This window comes from Stenotrophomonas maltophilia (assembly GCF_004920835.1).
Classification (GTDB): Bacteria; Pseudomonadota; Gammaproteobacteria; order Xanthomonadales; family Xanthomonadaceae; genus Stenotrophomonas; species Stenotrophomonas maltophilia_AQ.
Window position 1 is genome coordinate 19,389 of record NZ_QFHO01000037.1, and the last position, 20,479, is coordinate 39,867.

Genomic DNA, 20,479 nt, shown 5'->3' on the forward strand with positions numbered 1-20,479 from the left:
TCAGTCCGGGGCACGCAGGCGGGCCAGCAGGCTGACCAGCACGAACAACAGGGCAACGGCCACGCCGTTGTGGGCCACCGCCACTTCCAGCGGCAGCGCCAGCTTTACATTGAGGATGCCGAGGGTGACCTGCAGCACCAGCAGCGCGATCAGCGCGCTGGCCCAGCCACGCATGCTCGGCACCCGGAACAGGCGCACGCCCAGCCACAGCAGGTAGACGGCCACCACCACCGCGAACATGCGGTGCGCCATCTGGATGGCGATACGCGAAGCGCCATCCAGCACGCCGCCTTCGTAGTCCACACCGATACCGCGCCACAGGGTGAAGCCCTCGACGAAATTGTGCTGCGGCCACCACTGGTTGGCGCAGCGCGGGAAGTTGTCCAGCGAGGCACTGCCGCCGCCGCAGGCCAGCGCCGCGTAGTTGGCGCTGACCCAACCCCCCAGTGCGATCTGGGTGACCAGCACCGCCACGCCGATGCGCAGCAGCCACTTCAGCTTCGGTGCTTCGGCCAGGGTGATCGGCATGTGCGTGGCGCGCCACGCCATCCACACCAGCAGGCCGAACATCAGCATGCCGCCCAGCAGATGGCCCATCACCACCACCGGCTTCAGCAGCAGGGTCACCGTCCACATGCCCAGCAGGGCCTGGAAGATCACCACTGCCAGCGTCAGCAACGCAGCACGCGCCAGGTCGATGTTGCTCCAGCGCAGCGCGGCGATCAGCAGGATCGCCTCGCCGATCAGCGCCAGGGCGCTGGCCGTCCAATGCCAGCCCATCATGTACAGCGGTATGCCGGCGGCCACCAGCACGCAGGCGGTCACCACCGCCGTGCTTCCGAAACGCCGCTTGCGCGTGGCCAGCAGGGCCAGGGTCAGGATCTCGATGCCGAGCGCGCCAGCCAGGAAGCGGTGCACCTGCTCACGCCAGGCCTTGTGTGTTTCCAGCGGACGGATCTCCGCCGCCGGGTGGCCAATGGTCTCTTCCACGTGTTGCGGCCAGGTGGCCTGGCCATAGCAGGTCGGCCAGTCCGGGCAGCTCAGGCCGGCATCGGACAGGCGCACGAACGCACCGAACATGATCGTGCTCGCAGTCATGATCATGGCGAACCACGCCAGGCGGTGGAAATTGCGGTGCAGCGCCGGACGCGCGGAAAGGCTCATCAAACAGGACTCACTTCAGTTTCAGCAACGTGGCCATGTCCTTGCGCAGGCCACCGAGGTCGCTGCCCGGGGCATGACGCATGATCACGAAGCCGTTCGGATCGATCACGTAGACCGGCAGGCCCGCCGGATCATCGACGCCCGGCAACGCCGCGCGCAGGGCTGGCGACGGAGCCAGCGGCCGCAACGCGGGCAGCGAGGCGATCGACGCCGGTGGCGTTCCCAGCCACAGAATCTCGACATTATCGGCGTTATGGCCGAACAGCTGCCACACCTTGCCCAGTCCCTGCGACAAAGTGACGCACTGCGCATCGCAGGCCCCGGCCGGCGCCACCAGCAGACGCCAGGTACGCGCCTCGGGGTTCCAGGGGTAGGGTTGGCCATTGGCCAGGGCCGGAGCCTGCTGCCGCAGGTCGACCGGCGGCTTCAGCAGTTGGCCGGCATTGCGGTGCCCGGTCGGCTGCCAGCCGGTGAAGCGCAGCACGGCGGCCAGCGCCATCGCCCCGAAGAACACGGCAAACAGCAGCACCAGGGTCCGGCGGCCGGAGCCGCGCGCCTGCGGGGACGTAGCAGTGTTCATGCGGGTCATTTTCTCATGGTTGGGAAAGGGATGCCGGCCAGCGGCCGGCACTACCGGGCAACGGGCCGTCTCCTGCGCCGCTCCAGCACCAGCGCAACCACCAGCACGGTAAGGGCCAGCCCGAACCACTGCACGGCGTAGCCCAGGTGGCGCTGCGGCGGCAGCGTGTTCGGCAGCAGGTCCATATCGCGTTCGTCGCCGAAGGGCAGCGCCGGATCCAGCCGCAGGACGCGGTCGGGCAATGCCGGCAGGCCAAGCGCCTGCGCGAGACCCTTGGCGGGCAAGCGGCTGACCAGCCAACGCCCGGCCTCATCGGTAGCGGAGAACGCGGGCCCCAGTGCCAGTCCCGCTGACGGCGGCGGCGCCAACAGCCCGCGCACGGCCACTGGCGAAGGGGGTGCCGGCACATCCGGCAGCGTGCGATCCGGCGGCAGCGCGCGCCACCCCAGATCGACCAGCAGCACGCTGCCTTGGTCACTGCGGAACGGGCGATAGATCTTCACCCCGGCGCGGCCATGCCGGGTCTGGTTGTCCAGCAGCACCACGCCGGGCAGGAAGCGGCCATGGTCGGCCACACCGTGCAACGCGCCGGGGGCCGCGAGTGCCTGCGACAGCGGCAACGCCTGTGCCACAGCTGGACCCTGCGCATCCAACATTGCCTGTTTGGCATGCATGCGCTGCAGTTGCCACAGCCCCAATGCGCTGAAACCGGCCATCGCCAGCACCGCCAACAGCCATCCGATCGCGCGCGTGTGCTGGCGCATCATGACAAGTCCGCGCAAACGCGGTCAGATAGGCGCATCCACCCTGCCCTCGAGCCGCGCATGAGTGATTCGCTGAAGACCCTGCTGGTAATCGCGTTTCTGATCGTCATCGTCTGGAATCTGGGCGCCGGCCTGTATTACCTGCTGGTCGACCGCGGCCAGACCAAGCGCACGGTCAACGCACTGACACGCCGCATCGGGGTGTCGGTGGCCTTGATCGTACTGGTGATCGTGAGCATCTACATGGGCTGGATCAAACCGCACGGCATCGGCGGCTGAGGCCACCGATACGTGCTCGGTCAAAGCACGTAGACGAACATGAAGAGCATCAGCCACACCACGTCGACGAAGTGCCAGTACCACGCGGCGGCTTCGAAACCGAAATGGTTGTCGCGGGTGAAGTGCCCCTTCGCCGAACGCAGCCACATCACGATCAGCATGATCGTGCCCAGCAGCACGTGCGCGCCGTGGAAGCCTGTCAGCATGAAGAACGTCGAACCGTAGATGCCCGAACCGAGCGTCAGGTTCAGTTCCTTGTAGGCGTGGATGTACTCCTCCGCCTGCAGGGTCAGGAAGCCGAGGCCGAGCACCACGGTCAGGCCCAGCCAGATCAGCAGCTGGCGGCGGTTACCGGCCTTCAGCGCGTGATGGGCGATGGTCAGGGTCACGCCGGAGGTCAGCAGGATCAGCGTATTGATCAGTGGCAGGCCCCAGGCCGGAATGGTCTGGAATGTGCCACCGATCGCCGCCGGGCCATTGGTGGGCCAACCCGCCGAGTAGCCCTGCCAGAGCAGTTCGTTGGTCATCACCCCGCGGCCTTCGCCACTGAGCCACGACAGGCCCAGGTTGCGGGTGTAGAACAGCGCGCCGAAGAACGCACCGAAGAACATCACTTCGGAGAAGATGAACCAGATCATCCCCATCCGGAATGACCCATCGACCTGATGGTTGTAGTTGCCGGCCTGCGATTCGCGCACCACGTCGCTGAACCACCAGAACAGGGTCAGCACCAACATCGCCACGCCGATGTAGAAGGTCCAGCGGCCCCAGCTGGCGTCATTGAGCCAACTGGCCACGCCGACCATGGTCACCATCATCGCGATGGAACCGACGAACGGCCACTTGCTCTGGGCCGGGACGAAGTACACGTTGGCGTCGGTAGGTGTCTGGGCCATGGTCGGTATCCGGGTCAGGGAGCAGCGTGGGCGCCTTCCGACGTGGCGGCGGGCGCCAGCCGATCGGACAACGCATCGTTGCGGTAGAAGGTGTAGGACAAGGTGATCGTGCGGATTTCCGGCGGCAGGTCCGGATCGACGATGAAGCGCACCGGCATGTCACGCTTCTCGCCGGCCTGCAGGGTCTGCGCAGTGAAGCAGAAGCACTCGGTCTTGCTGAAGAACCCGGACGCGCGTGCCGGCGCCACCGACGGCACCGCGCTGCCGACCACGGCCTGCTGGCTGTCGTTGCGGGCGAAGTACAGCGCTTCGTTGAGCTCGCCAGGCACCACATCCATGGTCAGCTGCTCGGGATGGAACGACCACGGCAGCCGCGAATTGACGCCACCATCGAATTCCACCCGCACGGTGCGCTTGCCGGTGGCAGCACCGGTACTGGCTTCGCTGCCCGGGCCACGTTCCAGACGCACGCCGAATACCTTCTCGCAGGCGATGCGATACAGCGGTACCAGCGAGAACGTCAGCAGGAACACCACCACCGCAACGCCGATCAGGCGCGGCAGGCCGGCGCTGCGTGACGGAGCGGTGGCCGGTGTTTCGCTCATCGACCGATCACGCCGCTGAGGATGAAGCCGACGTACACCAGCACGGCGATCGCGCCCACCCACAACGCGGTGCGCCTGGCGCGCTGGCGCTGCTCCGCATAAAGCGGCGCGGTGCCTGGTCGCTGGCCTGCCGATGCGCTTGCGGCCAAGCGTGGCTCGGCTCTGGCCGGGGTGATCGGGCTCTCGTTATGCATGCATCACCTCAATGACCGATATCGTCGTGGGCCAGGTCGCCCGGGCGGATCGTTGGCGGCGTGGTGAAGGTATGCGCCGGTGCCGGCGACGGCAGCGTCCATTCCAGGCCGCGCGCACCTTCCCAGGAGCGGGCCTCGGCCTTCTCGCCATTGCGCAGCGAGGACAGCAGGATCGCAGCCATCATGAACGGCGTGGCGAACATGCCGAACGCACCGATCGAGCTGATCAGGTTCCAGTCAGCGAACGCCACCGAGTAATCGGGGATGCGGCGCGGCATGCCGGCCAGGCCCAGGAAATGCTGCGGGAAGAACAGCAGGTTGACGAACACGATCGACCACCAGAAGTGCACCTTGGCCCACTTCTCGCTGTACATGCGGCCGGTCCACTTCGGCCACCAGTAGTACACCGCCGCTATCAGCGCGAACACCGCGCCGGTCACCAGCACGTAGTGGAAGTGGGCGACCACGAAGTAGGTGTCGTGGTACTGGAAGTCAGCCGCCACGATGGCCAGCATCAGGCCGGAGAATCCACCGATGGTGAACAGGATCACGAAGGCCACCGACCACAACATCGGCGCCTCGAACGTCAGCGAGCCACGCCACATCGTGCTCACCCAGTTGAACACCTTCACGCCGGTCGGGATCGAGATCAGCATGGTGGCGAACATGAAGTAGATCTCGCCGCCCAGCGGCATGCCCACGGTGAACATGTGGTGGGCCCAGACGATGAACGACAGGAACGCGATGGCGGCGGTGGCGTACACCATCGCCTGGTAGCCGAACAGCGGCTTGCGGCTGAAGGTCGGGATGATCTCGCTGACCACGCCGAAGGCGGGCAGGATCATGATGTAGACCTCGGGATGGCCGAAGAACCAGAAGATGTGCTGGAACATCACCGGGTCACCACCACCGGCCGCATTGAAGAAGCTGGTGCCGAAGAACTTGTCGGTGAGCAGCATCGTCACCGCACCGGCCAGCACCGGCATCACTGCGATCAGCAGAAACGCGGTAATCAGCCAGGCCCAGCAGAAGATCGGCATCTTCAGCAGGTCGATGCCGGGCGCGCGCATGTTCAGCACCGTGGCGATGATGTTGATCGCGCCCATGATCGAACTGATGCCGGCCACGTGGATGGCGAACACGGTGAACGCGACGTTGTAGCCGCCCTGCAGCGACAGCGGCGGGTACAGCGTCCAGCCACCGGCCGGCGCGCCACCGGGCAGCAGGAAGGTCAGCAGCAGCAGGCTGAAGGCCACCGGCAGCAGCCAGAACGACCAGTTGTTCATGCGCGGCAGCGCCATGTCCGGCGCGCCGATCTGCAATGGGATCATCCAGTTGGCCAGGCCGACGAAGGCCGGCATCACCCCGCCGAAGATCATCACCAGCGCGTGTACGGTGGTCAGCTGGTTGAAGATTTCCGGACGGATGTACTGGATGCCGGGCTGGGCCAGTTCCAGCCGGATCAGCACGCTCATGAACGCGCCGATGACGAACATGATGAAGCTGAAACCCAGGTACAGCGTGCCGATGTCCTTGTGGTTGGTCGAGAAGAACCAACGCTCGAAGAAGCTCTGCGGGTGATGGTGATCGTCATGCCCAACTGCCGAGTGCGCCATTGCAAAACACCTCTCAGGATCGGTTGTCGCCGCAGCCGCGATGCGGCCGCGGGCAGTTACATCAGGCTCCGCTGGCCGCCGCCGCAGGCGCGTTGCCGGCCTCGGCGGCTGCCGGTGCCGCTGGCTGCGCCGGCGTTTCACTGGCAGGTGCGGTGGGTTCGGCAGGCGCTGCCGGTGCAGGCGCGGGTTTGCGCTGCGCCAGCCACTGCTTGAATTCTTCCTTGGACACCGCCTCGACCACGATCGGCATGAAGCCATGGTCCTTGCCGCACAGCTCCGCGCACTGGCCGCGGTAGACACCGGGCTGCTCGATGCTGGTCCAGGCTTCATTGATGAAACCGGGGATGGCGTCCTGCTTCCAGCCCAGCGCCGGTACCCACCAGGCGTGGATCACGTCGTCGGAGGTGATGACGAAGCGCACCTTGGTATCAACCGGCAACACCAGCCGGTTGTCCACGTCCAGCAGGTAATGCGGATGGCTCTCGCGGGTCGGCACCTTGCCGCTCTGCCGCATGCGATCGGATTCACGGTCCAGGCGGCTGGTGAAGGTGACGTTCTCACCGAGGTATTCGTACTTCCACATCCACTGGTAACCGGTGACCTTCACGGTCATCTCGGCATCGCGGGTGTCGTACATCTTGATCAGGTTGGCCGTGGCCGGCCACGCCATCACCACCAGGATGATCACCGGGATCACTGTCCAGATGATTTCGGCCTTGGTGTTGTGGCTGAAGGTGGCGGCCACCGCGCCTTTCGACTTGCGGAACTTGAACATGGCGTAGGCCATGGCACCGAACACGATCACGCCGATCACCGTACAGACGATCAGCGAGAGATTGTTCGATTCCCAGGCCAGGCGTGAGGTCTGGGTCACCCCCTTGCCCATGTTCAGCTGCCACGGCTTTGGATCGGCCGCCTGGGCCAGTGCCGTCCCCGGCATCGACAGCAGGGCCGCCATCGTGGCGACCATTGCAACGCACTTCGTGCCCCACCCTCTGCTTTGCTTCATTGCCTAGACCCTTAGCGTCGTCGGTTGCCGCCATCGCTGGCGGCGAGCAAATCTTCAAGCGTTTCAACAAGCGTTTGACGTTCGGCCGGCGCGAGGAAACTCCCCACCTCCACCTGCCGGCCGCTGGATGCCAGCCGGACCTTCTCGTCGTCGGTGAGCAGGCGCACCCAGTGGGGATGGGCCCGGAACACCGGCGATCCACCAGGTACGGGGATGACCTCCACGCACGCTGGCACTACCCGGATCTCCTCCTGCCGTTCACCGCTGCGCCACAACGCGCGCAACGCGACTGCCAACAGCAGGCTGTACAGCAGCGCGAACAGGGGGGCGAATGCATTGCCGGCCAACCACCCGAGGGCGGACACCAGCCACATCGCTCCCGACAACACAGCAAACAACAGGACGAACTGCCGGGCATCGAGCGCCCGTGGGGGACGCAGTCGCAGCTGCGTACCTGATCCATCTGGAGCTGTAAGCACCTCGATCATGTCGCAACCGCGTTCCTGCCGCGGGAAACGTCTCGATGGTAGCCCCGCCCTCTCGCCAGTAGCAAGGGTGCATTCACACTTTTTCCGATGCTGCAACACAGCATGACCCCGGCAACGCGAATGACGAATTCGGCACAAATTCTGCAGGACTTTCTGAACAGGCTGAACCCACCACCGTTAGGGGCTATCAGCCCTTCACGAAGGTGGCTGCGGGGCACTTCCCCAAGACGCAAAAATGATTAAAATCGCCAAGTTTTCCATTGGCCGGACCGGCATGAACGCACCCTTCTCCTCCCCTGCCGCCAGCGACGCTCCGCGTCCCGGCGCGCTGCTGTCGCCGGAACTGCCGGCGTCCCCCAACCCGTTCCGCCAGGCCATCACCGATGGCTGGTTGAAGGACGAGGCCAGCCACGTGCGCGAACTGCTGGCGCAGGCCCGCCTGCCCGCCGAGGAACAGGCCAAGGTGCAGGCGCTGGCCGCCGATCTGGTCGGCCGGGTGCGCGTGCGCGCCAAGGACCAGGGGGCGATCGAAGCCTTCATGCGCCAGTACGACCTGGGCAGCGAGGAAGGCGTGCTGCTGATGTGCGTGGCCGAAGCGCTGCTGCGCATTCCGGACCAGGACACCGCCGACAAGCTGATCCGCGACAAGCTGGCCGATGCCGACTGGGAAAAGCACCTGGGCGGCAGCGACTCGGTGCTGGTCAACGCCTCCACCTGGGGCCTGATGCTGACTGGCAAGCTGGTGCAGATGAACGATGCCACCCGCGCTGATGCGCCCAGCGCGTTCAAGCGCTTGGTCGGCCGCGTGGGTGAACCGGTGGTGCGCCTGGCCGTGCGCCAGGCGATGAAGATCATGGGCCACCAGTTCGTCATGGGCCGCACCATCAGCGAAGCACTGTCGCGCTCGCACAAGGGCGACAACGCCAGCTACCGCTACTCCTTCGACATGCTGGGCGAAGGCGCGCTGACCATGAAGGACGCGCTGCGCTACCTGGAGGACTACCGTCGTGCGATCCACGCCATCGGTGGTGACCACAAGGCCCGCGGTGGCCGCCCGGACGGCGACGTCAACAACGCCCCGGGCATCTCCATCAAGCTGTCGGCGCTGTACCCGCGCTACGAGCACGCCAAGCGCGCGCGCGCGCTGAAGGACCTGGTACCAGGCGTGCTGGAACTGGCACAGCTGGCCAAGAGCTACGGCATCGGCTGCACCGTCGACGCCGAAGAGTCCGATCGCCTGGAACTGTCGCTGGACATCATCGAGCAGGTGTTCGGCGATGCCTCGCTGGCCGGCTGGGATGGCTTCGGCGTGGTCGTGCAGGCTTACCAGAAGCGTACGCCGTACACGATCGACCACCTGGCCGACATGGCGCGCCGCGCCGGTCGTCGCCTGCAGGTGCGCCTGGTCAAGGGTGCCTACTGGGACGCCGAGATCAAGCGCGCGCAGATCGAAGGCTATGCCGGCTACCCGGTGTTCACCCGCAAGCAGAATACCGACGTGTCCTACCTGGCGTGTGCCAAGCGTCTGTTTACCCATGCCGACGCGATCTACCCGATGTTCGCCACGCACAACGCGCACACCATCGCGGCGGTGCGCAGCATCGCCAATGGCGGCGTCTACGAGCACCAGAAGCTGCACGGCATGGGCGACGACCTGTACGCCGAAGTGGTGCCGGCCGACCGCTTGAACCTGCCGTGCCGCGTGTACGCGCCGGTTGGTTCGCATGAAGACCTGCTGCCGTACCTGGTGCGCCGCCTGCTGGAAAACGGCGCCAACTCCAGCTTCGTCAACCGCATCACCGACGAGCGCGTGCCGATCGCCGACCTGATCCGCGATCCGGTCGAGATGGTGTCCTCGTTCGAATCGATTCCGCACCCCAAGATCCCGCTGCCGGTTGACCTGCTGCGCAGCCAGAACCACGACAGGAAGAACTCCATGGGCGCCAACCTCGCCAACGACAACGAACTGCGCGCCCTGGCCGAGCAGCTCAACGCTGCAGTGAAGCCCTGGTCGGCCGCGCCGCTGGTGCCGGGTGCCAACCCGGCCGGCGCCGCACAGCCGGTGACCAACCCCGCCGATACCCGCGAGGTGGTCGGCCAGTGGCAGGCCGCCGATGCCGCCACCGTGCAGAAGGCACTGGCCAATGCCGTGGCCGCACAGCCGGCCTGGAACCGCACCCCGGCGGCCAGCCGCGCCGCCATCCTCGAGCACGCCGCCGACCAGCTGGAAGCGCGCATGCCCGAATTCATGGCGCTGTGCGTGAAGGAAGCCGGCAAGAGCCTGCCCGACGGCATCGCCGAAGTACGCGAAGCCGTGGACTTCCTGCGCTACTACGCCAAGCAGGCACGCGAGCAGTTCAGCCACGCCGAGAAGCTGCCCAGCCCGACCGGTGAATCCAACGAGCTGCAGCTGCACGGCCGCGGCGTGTTCGTCTGCATCAGCCCGTGGAACTTCCCGCTGGCGATCTTCCTCGGCCAGGTGGCCGCTGCACTGGCCGCCGGCAACAGCGTCATCGCCAAGCCGGCCGAGCAGACCAACCTGATCGGCTACTACGCAGTGAAGCTGCTGCACGATGCCGGCGTGCCGGCCGACGTGGTGCAGTACCTGCCGGGCGACGGCGCGACCGTGGGCGCCGCGCTGACCGCCGACCCGCGCGTGGCCGGCGTGGCCTTCACCGGCTCCACCGAGACCGCCCGTGCGATCAACCGCGCGATGGCCGCACGTGACGCCGCCATCGGCGTGCTGATTGCCGAAACCGGTGGCCAGAACGCCTTCATCGCCGACTCCTCGGCGCTGCCGGAACAGCTGGTCAAGGATGCGATTGGTTCGGCCTTCACCTCGGCCGGCCAGCGCTGCTCGGCCGCGCGCGTGCTGTTCGTGCAGGACGACATCGCCGACAAGGTGATGACCATGCTGGCCGGTGCGATGAAGGAACTGAAGGTCGGCAACCCCGGCCTGCTGTCCACCGACGTCGGCCCGGTGATCGACGCCGATGCACTGAAGATCCTGCAGGACCACGCCGAACGCATGGACCGCGAAGCGCGCCTGATCGCTGCGGCGGAACTGTCCGCCGAAGCGGCCAACGGCACCTTCTTCGCACCGCGTGCGTACGAACTGAAGGACCTGGGCCAGCTGCAGAAGGAAATCTTCGGGCCGGTCCTGCACGTGATCCGCTGGAAGGGCGACCAGCTCGACGCGGTGATCGACCAGATCAACGCCACCGGCTATGGCCTGACCCTGGGCGTGCATTCGCGCATCGACGAAACCGTCGACCGCATCAGCAACGGCGTCCACGTCGGCAACGTCTACGTCAACCGCAACCAGATCGGTGCGGTGGTCGGCGTGCAGCCGTTCGGCGGCCAGGGCCTGTCCGGCACCGGCCCCAAGGCCGGCGGCCCGCACTACCTGCTGCGCTTCGCCACCGAAAAGACGGTGACGGTGAACACCACCGCTGCCGGCGGCAATGCCTCGCTGCTCACCCTGGGCGACTGATCCCAGGCGTCATGCGGCAAACGAAAAACCCCGCGAAAGCGGGGTTTTTTGTGCCTTGTTTCCTGTAGCGCCGAGCCCATGCTCAGCTTGCACGGTGCAGCCGAGCATGGGCTCGGCGCTACACCCGCATCAGATTGCGCCAGTGGCGCAATGCCACCAGCGCGTTGATCCAGAAGCCCACGTACAGGATCGAGGTCAGGTGCAGGCCACGGCTGTAGTACAGCGGCACCGCGACGGTATTCACCAGCAGCCACACCCACCACGATTCCAGCTTGCGTCGCATCATCAGGATCTGCGCGATCACGCTCAGCACCAGCACCGCCGAATCGATGTACGGCGCATAGGCATTGGTCAGGCGGGTCAGCATCCAGCCGTAGCCGAAGGTCGCCACCACCGCCAGCGGCGCCAGCCAGGCCCATGCACGTGGTCGCAGCGAGGTGATCGGCAGCGGCGCACCATGGTCGCCGCGCAGCCACTGCCACCAGCCCAGCACGCTGATGGCGATGAAGAAGAACTGCAGCACCATGTCTGCGTACAGGTGCGAACGCTCGAACACGGCGGCGAACAATGTGCAGCCGACGATGCCCAGCCACCAGGTGTGCACGTTGTTGCGCCCGGCCAGCAGGATCGAGCCGGCGACGGCGATGTTGGCAGCCAGCTCCAGCTGGAAGTTCGGGTCGGACAGGTTCATGGCGCTATTGTCGTGGATCCACGCCGTGGATGGCGGTGCTCTTCAGTAGACCCACGCCACGCGTGGATGACCCGAGGCCACAAAAGAAGAAGGCCCCGCTTGCGCGGGGCCCTCCGTGTACTGCGTCAGGCGGAAGCCCGAATCAGAACTTGTACTGGAACGAAGCTGCCAGCACGTCGCCACGGACCTTGTACTTGCCCGACAGCGAGTTGCCCTGGTTGGCGGTGGTCGCCGGCACGTTCACGTTCGGATCGCTGGTGAACAGGTGGGTATAACCAATGTTCCACTCGGTGTTCTGCGACGGGGTCCAGCCCACGCCCAGCGACAGCCACTTGCGGCTGGTATCCGGCACGCGGACGTCGCGGTGGGCGTCGGTGGTCGGGGTCTGGTCCAGTGCAACACCACCGCGCAGGGTGACGGTGTCGCTCAGCTTGTAGTCGGCGCCCAGCGACACGAAGGTGGTGTCGCGGTAGCCGAACTCCAGAACCGAATCGGGCTGCGGCGAAGCGTAGTCAACGGTCACGCTGTCAAACGCGGTCGACCAGGCGGTACGGGTCACGTCGCCCATCACGGTCCAGCGGTCGTTGACCTTGTGGGTCACGCTCAGGGTGGCCGAGGCCGGCATGGTCACCGTGGCCTTGCCGCTGGTGTCCATGAACCAACCGCGAGTACGCGGCGAGTTGGTCAGCAGGGAACGGGCGCGGTCGGCGCCGCTGAAGGTCGCATCACCACCGGTGATCTTGTGCTCGACCTTGGAACGGTAGCTCAGGCCGATGTGGGTGTTCTCGTCGATCGAGAACAGGCCACCAACGGTCCAGCCCACGGCATTGTTGTCACCCTCGATCTTCAGGGTGCCATCCGAACTGCCCGGGGCGAAGCCCGGAGCACCGGCGCCGGCCAGGATGCTGCCGTAGTCGACGGCGTTGCTCAGCTCGATGGTCAGGTGCTCGACGAACACCGACGCGCCGAAGGACACGTACGGGTTGACGTCATACGATGCGGCGAAGCCGAGGTCGATGGCCTTCAGGTCGGTCTTCAGGCCGCTGTAGCGACCGACCCAACCGTTGTCGTATTCGGTCTTGAAGCCGAACGGTGCGGTCAGCGACACACCGAAGTGGGCCTTCTCGCCGACCGGCATGTGGAAGTACGCAGCCGGAACCGGAGCGATCATGCCGGCGTCGCCGCCGTCACCACCGGTCTGCGGGCGGCCTGCCGCATTGCGGCCCTGGCCCTTGAACTCGGCCTTGAAGCTGATGGCGCTCAGGTCGCCCTGGACCATCGTGCCTTCCAGCTGGCGCATGCCGGCCGGGTTGACGGCGATGATGGAGGCGTCGCCCTCGGCGCTGCCGGAACCGGCGAACGCGCGGCCGAGGCCCTTGGCGCTGTTTTCCTTCAGCTGGAAGGCGGCAGCGTTGGCATCGGCGGCGGCCAGCGCACCGGCAACGCCGACGGCCAGCAGGGTCAGTCGGGCAATGGTGGAAGCGGTTTGCATCGTAGTTCTCTCTCCGGTAAGCGGTGATGGTGCTCTGAGTGCGCCTGCGCCCGGCAGGCCTGGGGCCCTTCGGAGCGCGCCGGATTCCCCTCCCGACATACGACGCCGTATGCGAGTATTACCCAGAGCTGTTAATGAAACAATAACAGCGCAGGCGCTTTTTTCGTCTCAAAAGCTGAACAGGACAAATCCCGCCGCAGGCGCCCGCACGCTAGGCTATTGCCCATGTTCGTCTCCCTCCCGTCGCGCAAGAAGGCGGCCCTGCGCTGGGCCACGCCCGTGCTGTTTGCGGCACTGTGGCTGGCGTTCCTGTGGTCGATCTCGCGTCCGGACGACGCCCGGGGCAGCCTCTGGCTGGACTGGGGCGCCCTGTCCACCGGCCTGACCCATCCGCTGGACTGGTGGGCGACCCTGCAGGACGGCAGCGTGCTGCGGCTGTTCACGGCCCTGTTCCTGCACGCAGACTGGTCACACCTGCTGGGCAACCTGGTGTTCCTGTTGATCTTCGGCCTGCCCGCCGAACGGGTGCTGGGCCCGTGGCGGTTGCTGCTGCTGTTCCTGGTCGGCGGTGCGGTCTCCAACCTGGTGGCGATCTACACCATGGGCAGCCCGGACCAGATCATCATCGGCGCCAGCGGCGCGGTCTCGGCCTTGATCGGCGCCTACCTGGCGCTGTTCCCGGGCGCGCGGCTGGGCGTGGTGATCCCGCTCGGCCTGTTCCTGGAGTTCGTGCGCGCCCCGGCCTACCTGCTGATCGGCGTCTGGGCCGCACTGCAGGTGGTGTTCGCCCACATCGGCCCGAGCTTCGGCATGGTCGCCTGGTGGGCGCACATCGGTGGCTTCATGTTCGGTCTGGTGTACGGGGTCTACGTGCGCGCCGCGATCGCCCGCAAGCTGCGCAAGCGCCACGGGTTCTGACCGGTCCGGTGGTGCCGGCCGCTGGCCAGCTCCACGCTCACCCGCTCGTTCGTAGCGTCAAGCGTGCTCGACTGCGGGTTTCGTCGCCGGGCATGGCCCGGCACTACCGTCAGGGCTTGACCGGGGCCGGAGCGGGCTTTGCTTCCGGCTTGCTCTCCGCCTTCGGCTCGGCCTTCGCATCCGGCGTGGCCTCCGGCTTCGGCTCGGCCTTTGCATCCGGCGTGGCCTCCGGCTTCGCGGCCGCCGTTTTCGCAGCCTTGGCCGCAGCGGCCTTCGCCGCTTCGGCCTTCAACCGTGCAGCCACCGAACCGGGATTCTTCAGCTCGGCCAGCGCATCGTTGATCGGGCCATCACCCGGCAGTACCGCACCGGCGTGGTAGCCCTCGGTGCCTTCGTCGTCGCCGCGCAGGTGGCCCGGCAGGGTCGCTTCGCTGTAGTCGCTCAGGCTGGCCGGCAGCGCCTCGTCTTCCGGGCGCGCCGCAGGCTTCAGCTCGACCTCCGGCACGATACCGGTGGCCTGGATCGACTTGCCGCTGGGCGTGTAGTAACGCGCGGTAGTCAGCTTCACCGAATCACCGTTGTCCAGCGGCAGCACGGTCTGCACCGAGCCCTTGCCGAAGGTGCGGCTGCCGACCACGCGCGCACGCTTGTTGTCGCGCAGCGCGCCGGCCAGCACTTCCGATGCGCTGGCCGAACCAGCGTCGACCAGCACCACCACCGGTGCGCCCTTCAACAGATCGCCAGGGGTCGCATCGAAGCGTGCATCGCTGATGCTGATGCGGCCACGGGTGCTGACGATATTGCCCTTGTCGAGCAGATCATCGGCCACCTGCACGGCGGCGGTCAGCAGGCCACCCGGGTTGCTGCGCAGATCCAGCACCAGACCCTTGAGCTGACCACCGGACTGCTTCTGCAGCTGCTGCACGTGCTTCTGGAAATCAGAACCGGTATCGGCCTGGAAGGTGCTCAGGCGGATGTAGGCGTAACCCGGTTCGAGCATGCGGCTCTTCACACTGGTCACGCGGATGGTCTGCCGGGTGAGGCTGACATCGAACGGCTTAGGCTTGCCTTCGCGCACGATGGTCAGCACCACCTTGCTTCCGGCGGCGCCCCGCAGCGGCTCGCTGGCGTCGATCGCGCTGATCGGCTTGCCGTCGATGGCGATGATCAGGTCACCGGCGAGGATGCCGGCCTTGGCCGCCGGCGTGTCGTCGATCGGCGCGATCACCTTCATGCTGGCGTTGTCCGGCTGCTGCTGCAGCTCCACGCCGATGCCTTCGTAGGCGCCGCTGGCCTGTTCGTCGAAAGCCTGCGCGTCTTCCTTGTTGAAATAGGTGCTGTGCGGATCAAGGTCGAGCAGCAGGCCGCGCACCGCCGACTGCATCAGCTTCTTGTCATCGACCGGGTCGACGTAGGCAGCACGCACCGCGTTGTACACGGCCACGAAACGGCGGATCTCCTCCAGCGGCACCTTCGAGGTCACCGCCTCCTCGCTGTTCGCCGCCTGCCCGCTGGTTTCCTGGCTCGGGGCGGGCGCGGTCTGCTGCGCCCAGGACAGCGCTGGCAACAGAGCCAGCAAGAGGGTGGCGGTACGGGCTGCGCGCATGGATCACTCCTGTCGACGATGGCATCGTGCCCAAGGCACATGCGCCGATTATGCGCGAAGCACAGCTAAATTCCCGTTGAATCCGCCATGCCTGCGGTAGCGCTGGATTCAGCGCCGCTGCAGCCAGCTGTCCGGATTGACCGGCTGCCCGCCACGCCGCAGCTCGAAGTACAGCGCGGTCACGCCCTGGCCGCCGGAATTGCCGACCTTGGCCACCGCGTCGCCACGACTGACCCGGGCACCGGCATCCTTCAGCAGGGTGTCGTTGTGGGCATACAGGCTCATGTAGCCGTTGCCGTGGTCGACGATCAGGATCATGCCGTAGCCGGTCATCCAGTCGGAGAACACCACGGTGCCATCGGCCACCGCAGTAACGGTACTGCCGGCCGGTGCACCGATCAGCACACCGCTGCTGGTGCGGCCGTCAGGCAACTTGCCGCCATAGCGCGCCAGCAGATTGCCGGACAACGGCCAGCCCAGGCCTCCAACCTTCGGCGCAGGCGCCGAGGCCACGGCAGGCGGCACCTTGGTGGGCGGCGGCGGCCGTCCCTGTGCCGCCGCCTGGCGTGCGGCACGTTCGGCGGCGGCCTTCTCCGCTGCTGCACGGCGCGCAGCCGCGCGACGCTCGGCCTCGGCACGGGCGGCGGCCGCACGCAGATTGGCCAGCAGCGTTTCCAGCGCCTTGGCATCCTGGCCCAGCGCCTGTTCTTTCTCGCGCTGGTCCTTGAAGCGCTCGTCCAGCGAGGCAACAGTCTTTGCGCGATCGCGGCGGTCGACTTCCAGCGCCGCTGCCTGCTGCTTCTGGTTCTGCTGCGCGCCCTGCAGCTTCTGCTTGCGCTCAGCGATCTGCGCCTGCAGCGCCTCCAGCTCCTTCAGGTCAGCAGTCAGCGCGGTGATGCGCTTTGCCCGCTCGCGCTGCAGGTAGCGGTGGTAGGCCAGGGCGCGATTGGCATCGGCCACCGTGTCCTGCGACAGCAGCAGCTTCAACGGTGCGTGGTTGCCCAGCTGGTAGGCCGCACGCAGCAGGCCGGCCAGCTCGCGATGCTGCTGGGCGAGGTTGGCCTGCAGCGTGCTGCGGCGTTGTTCGGCCTCGGCCAGGGCCCTTCCCTGCTCGCGCAGCGCGGTTTCTGTCTGCGCAAGCGCACGGCCGGTGCGGGCCACCTTCTCATCCGCCTCGCGCAGCTGCTGTGATGCCTGGCCGCGCTGCCCTTCGATCTGCCGGCGCTCCTGCGCCACGCCCTTCAGTTCGGTGCGCAGCTTCTGCAGCTTGCGCTCGGTCTCGCGGGTGGTCTGCGCAGCACCGGGCAAGGGCAGGGCAAGGGCCAACGCCAGCCCCAGCAGCAGGCAGCGCCCGCCGCGGATGGCGGCGATGTGATGTCGGCGTGATGGGAAGGCGTTGTCGCGCAAGGGCTTTCCAGTGACTTCAGGCAGTTGCAGGGGGTACCGGGGAATGGTGACATCTCCGCACGCGGCCTGCCAGCCGCACATCCATCGAGGTCCCCATGAAAACTCTTTCCATTCCGCTGCTGTTGGGCGTGCTGCTGGCCACCGGGCCGGTTGCGGCCCAGGAAGACATCAGCAAGGTCAACGGCAGCATCAGCGCCGACGCCGGCCAGCGCTACGGCAAACTGGATACCGTCAACGGCGGCATCCGTGTCGGCGAAGGCGTCGAGACCGGCAGTATCGACACCGTCAATGGTGGGGTGAAGGTCGCCGACCGCGCACGCACCGGCCAGATCGAGACGGTCAACGGCGGCGTGCGCCTGGGCCGCGAGGTGATCGCCCGTGGCGACGTCAGCACGGTTAACGGCAGCATCTTCAGCGATCGCGGCAGCCAGATCGAAGGCGGCGTCGAAACCGTGAACGGTGGCATCGGCCTGGTCGAAAGCCGCGTCGGCAAGGACGTGGAGACCGTCAACGGCGATATCACCGTCGGCATCGGTTCGCAGGTGAACGGTGGCGTGCATGTGCGCAAGCCGAACTTCAGCGTCTCGCTCACCGCCAGCCGCAAGCCACGCGTGATCATCGGCCCGAACGCCGTGGTCAGCGGCCCACTGCAGTTCGAACGCGAGGTGGTGCTGTACGTGCATCGCACCGCTCGTATCGGGCCGGTCACCGGCGCCGAGCCGATCCCGTTCGACGCCGAAACCGCTCCGGCGGATTGAGCGCACCGGGCCATTCGGTTCGGTGATACTCGCTGTTACCGGCCACGCTCGAGGTGTGGCCGCCCTTTGTTTTCCAGGAATCGACGATGCCCCGCAAACTCCTCCTGTGCCTGGCCGCTGCGGCCGCGCTCAGTGCCTGCAAAGGCGAAGATACTCCGGCGCCCGCGCCGGCCACTGACACTGCCGCTGCGAAGCCGGCAGCCCATTCGTTCTCGCCGGAAATCAACGCCGGGGACTTCGCCGAGATGGTCAAGACCCTGGCCTCGGATGAGTTCGAAGGTCGCGCCCCGGGTAGCAAGGGCGAAGAACTGACGGTCAACTACATCCGTGACCAGATGCAGCGCATCGGCCTGCAGCCCGGCAACGGCGACAGCTGGTTCCAGGACGTGCCGATGACTGAGACCACGGCCAACGAATCGACCGTGCTGAAGATCACCCAGGGCGGCAAAACCACCGAACTGAAGTTCGGTACCGACATGGTGGTGGGCACCCGTACCGGCCAGGCCGAAGTGAAGGTCCACGCCAGCGACCTGGTGTTCGTTGGCTACGGCGTCGATGCGCCGGAGCAGAAGTGGAACGACTACGCCGGCCAGGACTGGAAGGGCAAGACGGTCGTCATGTTCGTCAACGATCCGGGCTTCCACGTCGATGACGCGAAGCTGTTCGACGGCAAGCGCATGACCTACTACGGCCGCTGGACCTACAAGTTCGAGGAAGCCGCACGCAAGGGCGCCGCCGCCGCGCTGATCGTGCACGACACCGCCGGCGCCTCCTATGGCTGGGACGTGGTGAAGAACTCCTGGGCGGGCCCGCAGTACGACCTGCCGGCCAAGGACGACCCGGAAGCCCGCATCCCGGTGCAGGGCTGGCTGAGTGCGGAAGCCGCCAAGGCATTGTTCGCCGGCGCCGGCCTGGACCTGGCACAGGCGTACAAGGACGCCAGCAAGCGCGGCTTCAAGCCGGTTCCGCTGAAGGCCACCGCCGCGGTCGACCTGAAGAGCAAGATCGCGCAGAAGCAGTCGCGCAATGTGGTGGGCGTGCTGCCGGGCAGCAAGCGTGCCGACGAGGCCGTGCTGTACATGGCGCACTGGGACCACCTGGGCAAGCACGAGGGCGAGACCGGCGACAACATCTACAACGGTGCAGTCGACAATGCGACCGGCGTGGCCGGCATCCTCGAGGTGGCTGAAGCAATGGCCCACCAGGATCCGAAGCCGGAGCGTTCGGTGGTGTTCCTGGCGGTGACCCTGGAAGAATCCGGCCTGCTGGGTTCGAAGTACTACGTCACGCACCCCACCTTCCCGCTGGACAAGATCGCCGGCGTGATCAACATCGATGCGATGTCGGTGGCTGGCCGTGCCAAGGACGTGACTGTCACCGGTTTCGGCAGCTCGGAGCTGGAAGACATTCTCAAGCCGCTGGCCGCGGCCCAGGACCGTACCCTGCACGGTGAGACCTCGGTGCAGAGTGGCTTCTACTTCCGCTCGGATCACTTCAACTTCGCCAAGGCCGGCGTGCCGGCCCTGTACGCCGATGGTGGCGAGGACCTGCGCGAGGGTGGCGTGGACGCCGGCCGCAAGGCTGCAGCCGACTACGGCGCCAACCGCTACCACGGCCCGAAGGACGAGTTCGACGCGGCCACCTGGAAGCTGGACGGGACTGTCGAAGACCTGCAGCTGATGTACGGCGTCGGCAAGGAACTGGCCGGCGGCGATCGTTGGCCGAACTGGTATGCAGGCAACCCGTTCAAGGCGGCCCGCGATGCAATGATGAAGGACAAGGCACCGGCTGCGGCGAAGTAGCGTCGAGCCTGCTCGACTCAGTACTGAAGCAATCCAAGGCGGCGCCCGCAAGGGCGCCGCATTTTTTGTGCGTGCGATTGCAGCGCGGTGGTAGATGCCAACCTTGGTTGGCGCCGCTCTTTGCGGGAACAATCCATCCACGCATTGCGTGGATCTACTGTGGGTTCGCCTGCCCTAGGTAGCTGCCAACCTTGGTTGGCGCCGTGATTCCTCGCGGAGGGCATCCACGCATGTCGTGGATCTACCGGGTGATGTAACGCCATCGGGTTGCCGGCCAGAGGCCGGCACTACCCGCATTTCCTGCGCACAAAGAAAAACCCCGCTGCGTGAGCAGCGGGGTTTTGGGTGTAAACCCTGGCGATGACCTACTCTCGCATGGCTTAGGCCACACTACCATCGGCGCAGCTACGTTTCACTTCCGAGTTCGGGATGGGATCGGGTGGTTCCATAGCGCTAATTTCACCAGGGAGACGGTTGCAGCAGCGCTTGCAGCGCCAGCATCGCGATCTTGCCCTCGGGGCGGAAGCCACTCAAAAAGCAGTGCCTTCACTTAATAAGAAAAACCCCGCTGCGTGAGCAGCGGGGTTTTTGGGTATAAACCCTGGCGATGACCTACTCTCGCATGGCTTAGGCCACACTACCATCGGCGCAGCTACGTTTCACTTCCGAGTTCGGGATGGGATCGGGTGGTTCCATAGCGCTAATTTCACCAGGGAG

Annotated in this window: 18 protein-coding genes and 2 rRNA genes; 5 read left to right on the forward strand and 15 right to left on the reverse strand. The window is 66.2% G+C overall.

What is annotated here, in order from left to right; translation table 11 throughout:
- The 3 genes from DI041_RS19100 to DI041_RS19110 are packed head-to-tail and all read right to left on the reverse strand — an operon-like array spanning position 1 to position 2,511.
- Entirely contained in the window at positions 1–1,164 is a 1,164-nt protein-coding gene (locus tag DI041_RS19100) for a COX15/CtaA family protein (protein ID WP_046983894.1), read from the reverse strand.
- A gap of 10 nt (positions 1,165–1,174) precedes the next feature.
- Positions 1,175–1,744, reverse strand: a complete 570-nt coding sequence (locus DI041_RS19105; protein ID WP_012509837.1) for a hypothetical protein — start codon at positions 1,742–1,744, stop codon at positions 1,175–1,177.
- A 50-nt stretch (positions 1,745–1,794) separates the two neighbouring features.
- Positions 1,795–2,511: an SURF1 family protein gene (locus tag DI041_RS19110; RefSeq protein WP_136639630.1), complete on the reverse strand. Its 717-nt coding sequence runs from the start codon at positions 2,509–2,511 to the stop codon at positions 1,795–1,797.
- Between the two features lie 57 nt (positions 2,512–2,568).
- On the opposite strand from DI041_RS19110, the gene DI041_RS19115 reads away from it, so the two are divergent.
- Positions 2,569–2,787, forward strand: a complete 219-nt coding sequence (locus DI041_RS19115) for a twin transmembrane helix small protein (protein WP_010484233.1) — start codon at positions 2,569–2,571, stop codon at positions 2,785–2,787.
- Positions 2,788–2,807: 20 nt separating this feature from the next.
- Here the strand turns inward: DI041_RS19115 and DI041_RS19120 are convergent, their stop codons facing one another.
- The 6 genes from DI041_RS19120 to DI041_RS19145 all read right to left on the reverse strand — a co-directional run bounded on the left by DI041_RS19120 (position 2,808) and on the right by DI041_RS19145 (position 7,595).
- The gene (locus DI041_RS19120) at positions 2,808–3,683 is read right to left on the reverse strand and encodes a cytochrome c oxidase subunit 3 (protein WP_046983897.1); all 876 of its coding nucleotides are present in this window, start codon (positions 3,681–3,683) and stop codon (positions 2,808–2,810) included.
- 14 nt (positions 3,684–3,697) lie between these two features.
- Positions 3,698–4,288 carry a cytochrome c oxidase assembly protein gene (locus tag DI041_RS19125; protein ID WP_025878292.1) on the reverse strand — a complete coding sequence of 197 codons (591 nt, stop codon included), beginning with the start codon at positions 4,286–4,288 and terminating at the stop codon, positions 3,698–3,700.
- Complete coding sequence (locus tag DI041_RS19130) at positions 4,285–4,482, reverse strand: hypothetical protein (RefSeq protein ID WP_136639629.1); 198 nt, start codon at positions 4,480–4,482, stop codon at positions 4,285–4,287. Before DI041_RS19130 ends, DI041_RS19125 begins: the two co-directional genes overlap by 4 nt.
- An 8-nt stretch (positions 4,483–4,490) precedes the next feature.
- On the reverse strand, positions 4,491–6,098 hold the full coding sequence (gene ctaD, locus DI041_RS19135) for a cytochrome c oxidase subunit I (protein WP_025878294.1): 1,608 nt from the start codon (positions 6,096–6,098) through the stop codon (positions 4,491–4,493).
- A gap of 61 nt (positions 6,099–6,159) precedes the next feature.
- On the reverse strand, positions 6,160–7,107 hold the full coding sequence (coxB, locus tag DI041_RS19140; RefSeq protein WP_136639628.1) for a cytochrome c oxidase subunit II: 948 nt from the start codon (positions 7,105–7,107) through the stop codon (positions 6,160–6,162).
- Between the two features lie 11 nt (positions 7,108–7,118).
- Positions 7,119–7,595, reverse strand: a complete 477-nt coding sequence (locus DI041_RS19145; RefSeq protein ID WP_046983900.1) for a DUF2244 domain-containing protein — start codon at positions 7,593–7,595, stop codon at positions 7,119–7,121.
- A 274-nt stretch (positions 7,596–7,869) separates the two neighbouring features.
- Between DI041_RS19145 and putA the strand changes: the two genes are divergently transcribed.
- On the forward strand, positions 7,870–11,088 hold the full coding sequence (putA, locus tag DI041_RS19150) for a bifunctional proline dehydrogenase/L-glutamate gamma-semialdehyde dehydrogenase PutA (protein WP_136639627.1): 3,219 nt from the start codon (positions 7,870–7,872) through the stop codon (positions 11,086–11,088).
- Between the two features lie 118 nt (positions 11,089–11,206).
- On the opposite strand, the gene pnuC is transcribed toward putA, so the two are convergent.
- Positions 11,207–11,779 carry a nicotinamide riboside transporter PnuC gene (gene pnuC, locus DI041_RS19155; protein ID WP_046983901.1) on the reverse strand — a complete coding sequence of 191 codons (573 nt, stop codon included), beginning with the start codon at positions 11,777–11,779 and terminating at the stop codon, positions 11,207–11,209.
- Positions 11,780–11,921: 142 nt separating this feature from the next.
- Positions 11,922–13,271: an outer membrane protein transport protein gene (locus DI041_RS19160; protein WP_046983902.1), complete on the reverse strand. Its 1,350-nt coding sequence runs from the start codon at positions 13,269–13,271 to the stop codon at positions 11,922–11,924.
- 225 nt (positions 13,272–13,496) lie between these two features.
- Between DI041_RS19160 and DI041_RS19165 the strand changes: the two genes are divergently transcribed.
- Entirely contained in the window at positions 13,497–14,189 is a 693-nt protein-coding gene (locus tag DI041_RS19165) for a rhomboid family intramembrane serine protease (RefSeq protein WP_004138280.1), read from the forward strand.
- 109 nt (positions 14,190–14,298) lie between these two features.
- Here DI041_RS19165 and DI041_RS19170 read toward each other — a convergent pair whose 3' ends face one another.
- Positions 14,299–15,795: a S41 family peptidase gene (locus DI041_RS19170; protein ID WP_136639626.1), complete on the reverse strand. Its 1,497-nt coding sequence runs from the start codon at positions 15,793–15,795 to the stop codon at positions 14,299–14,301.
- Positions 15,796–15,903: 108 nt separating this feature from the next.
- Entirely contained in the window at positions 15,904–17,202 is a 1,299-nt protein-coding gene (locus DI041_RS19175) for a murein hydrolase activator EnvC family protein (RefSeq protein ID WP_136639625.1), read from the reverse strand.
- Positions 17,203–17,297: 95 nt separating this feature from the next.
- Here DI041_RS19175 and DI041_RS19180 point away from each other — a divergent pair, with 95 nt between their 5' ends.
- Both DI041_RS19180 and DI041_RS19185 read left to right on the forward strand, forming a co-directional pair.
- Positions 17,298–17,960 (forward strand): DUF4097 family beta strand repeat-containing protein, encoded by a 663-nt coding sequence (locus DI041_RS19180; protein ID WP_046983905.1) that lies wholly within the window; start codon positions 17,298–17,300, stop codon positions 17,958–17,960.
- An 86-nt stretch (positions 17,961–18,046) separates the two neighbouring features.
- The gene (locus tag DI041_RS19185; protein WP_136639624.1) at positions 18,047–19,762 is read left to right on the forward strand and encodes a M28 family metallopeptidase; all 1,716 of its coding nucleotides are present in this window, start codon (positions 18,047–18,049) and stop codon (positions 19,760–19,762) included.
- Between the two features lie 352 nt (positions 19,763–20,114).
- Here DI041_RS19185 and rrf (DI041_RS19190) read toward each other — a convergent pair.
- Both rrf (DI041_RS19190) and rrf (DI041_RS19195) read right to left on the reverse strand, forming a co-directional pair.
- A 5S ribosomal RNA gene (gene rrf, locus DI041_RS19190) occupies positions 20,115–20,229 on the reverse strand.
- Positions 20,230–20,361: 132 nt separating this feature from the next.
- A 5S ribosomal RNA gene (gene rrf, locus DI041_RS19195) occupies positions 20,362–20,476 on the reverse strand.
- Positions 20,477–20,479 lie beyond the last annotated feature (3 nt).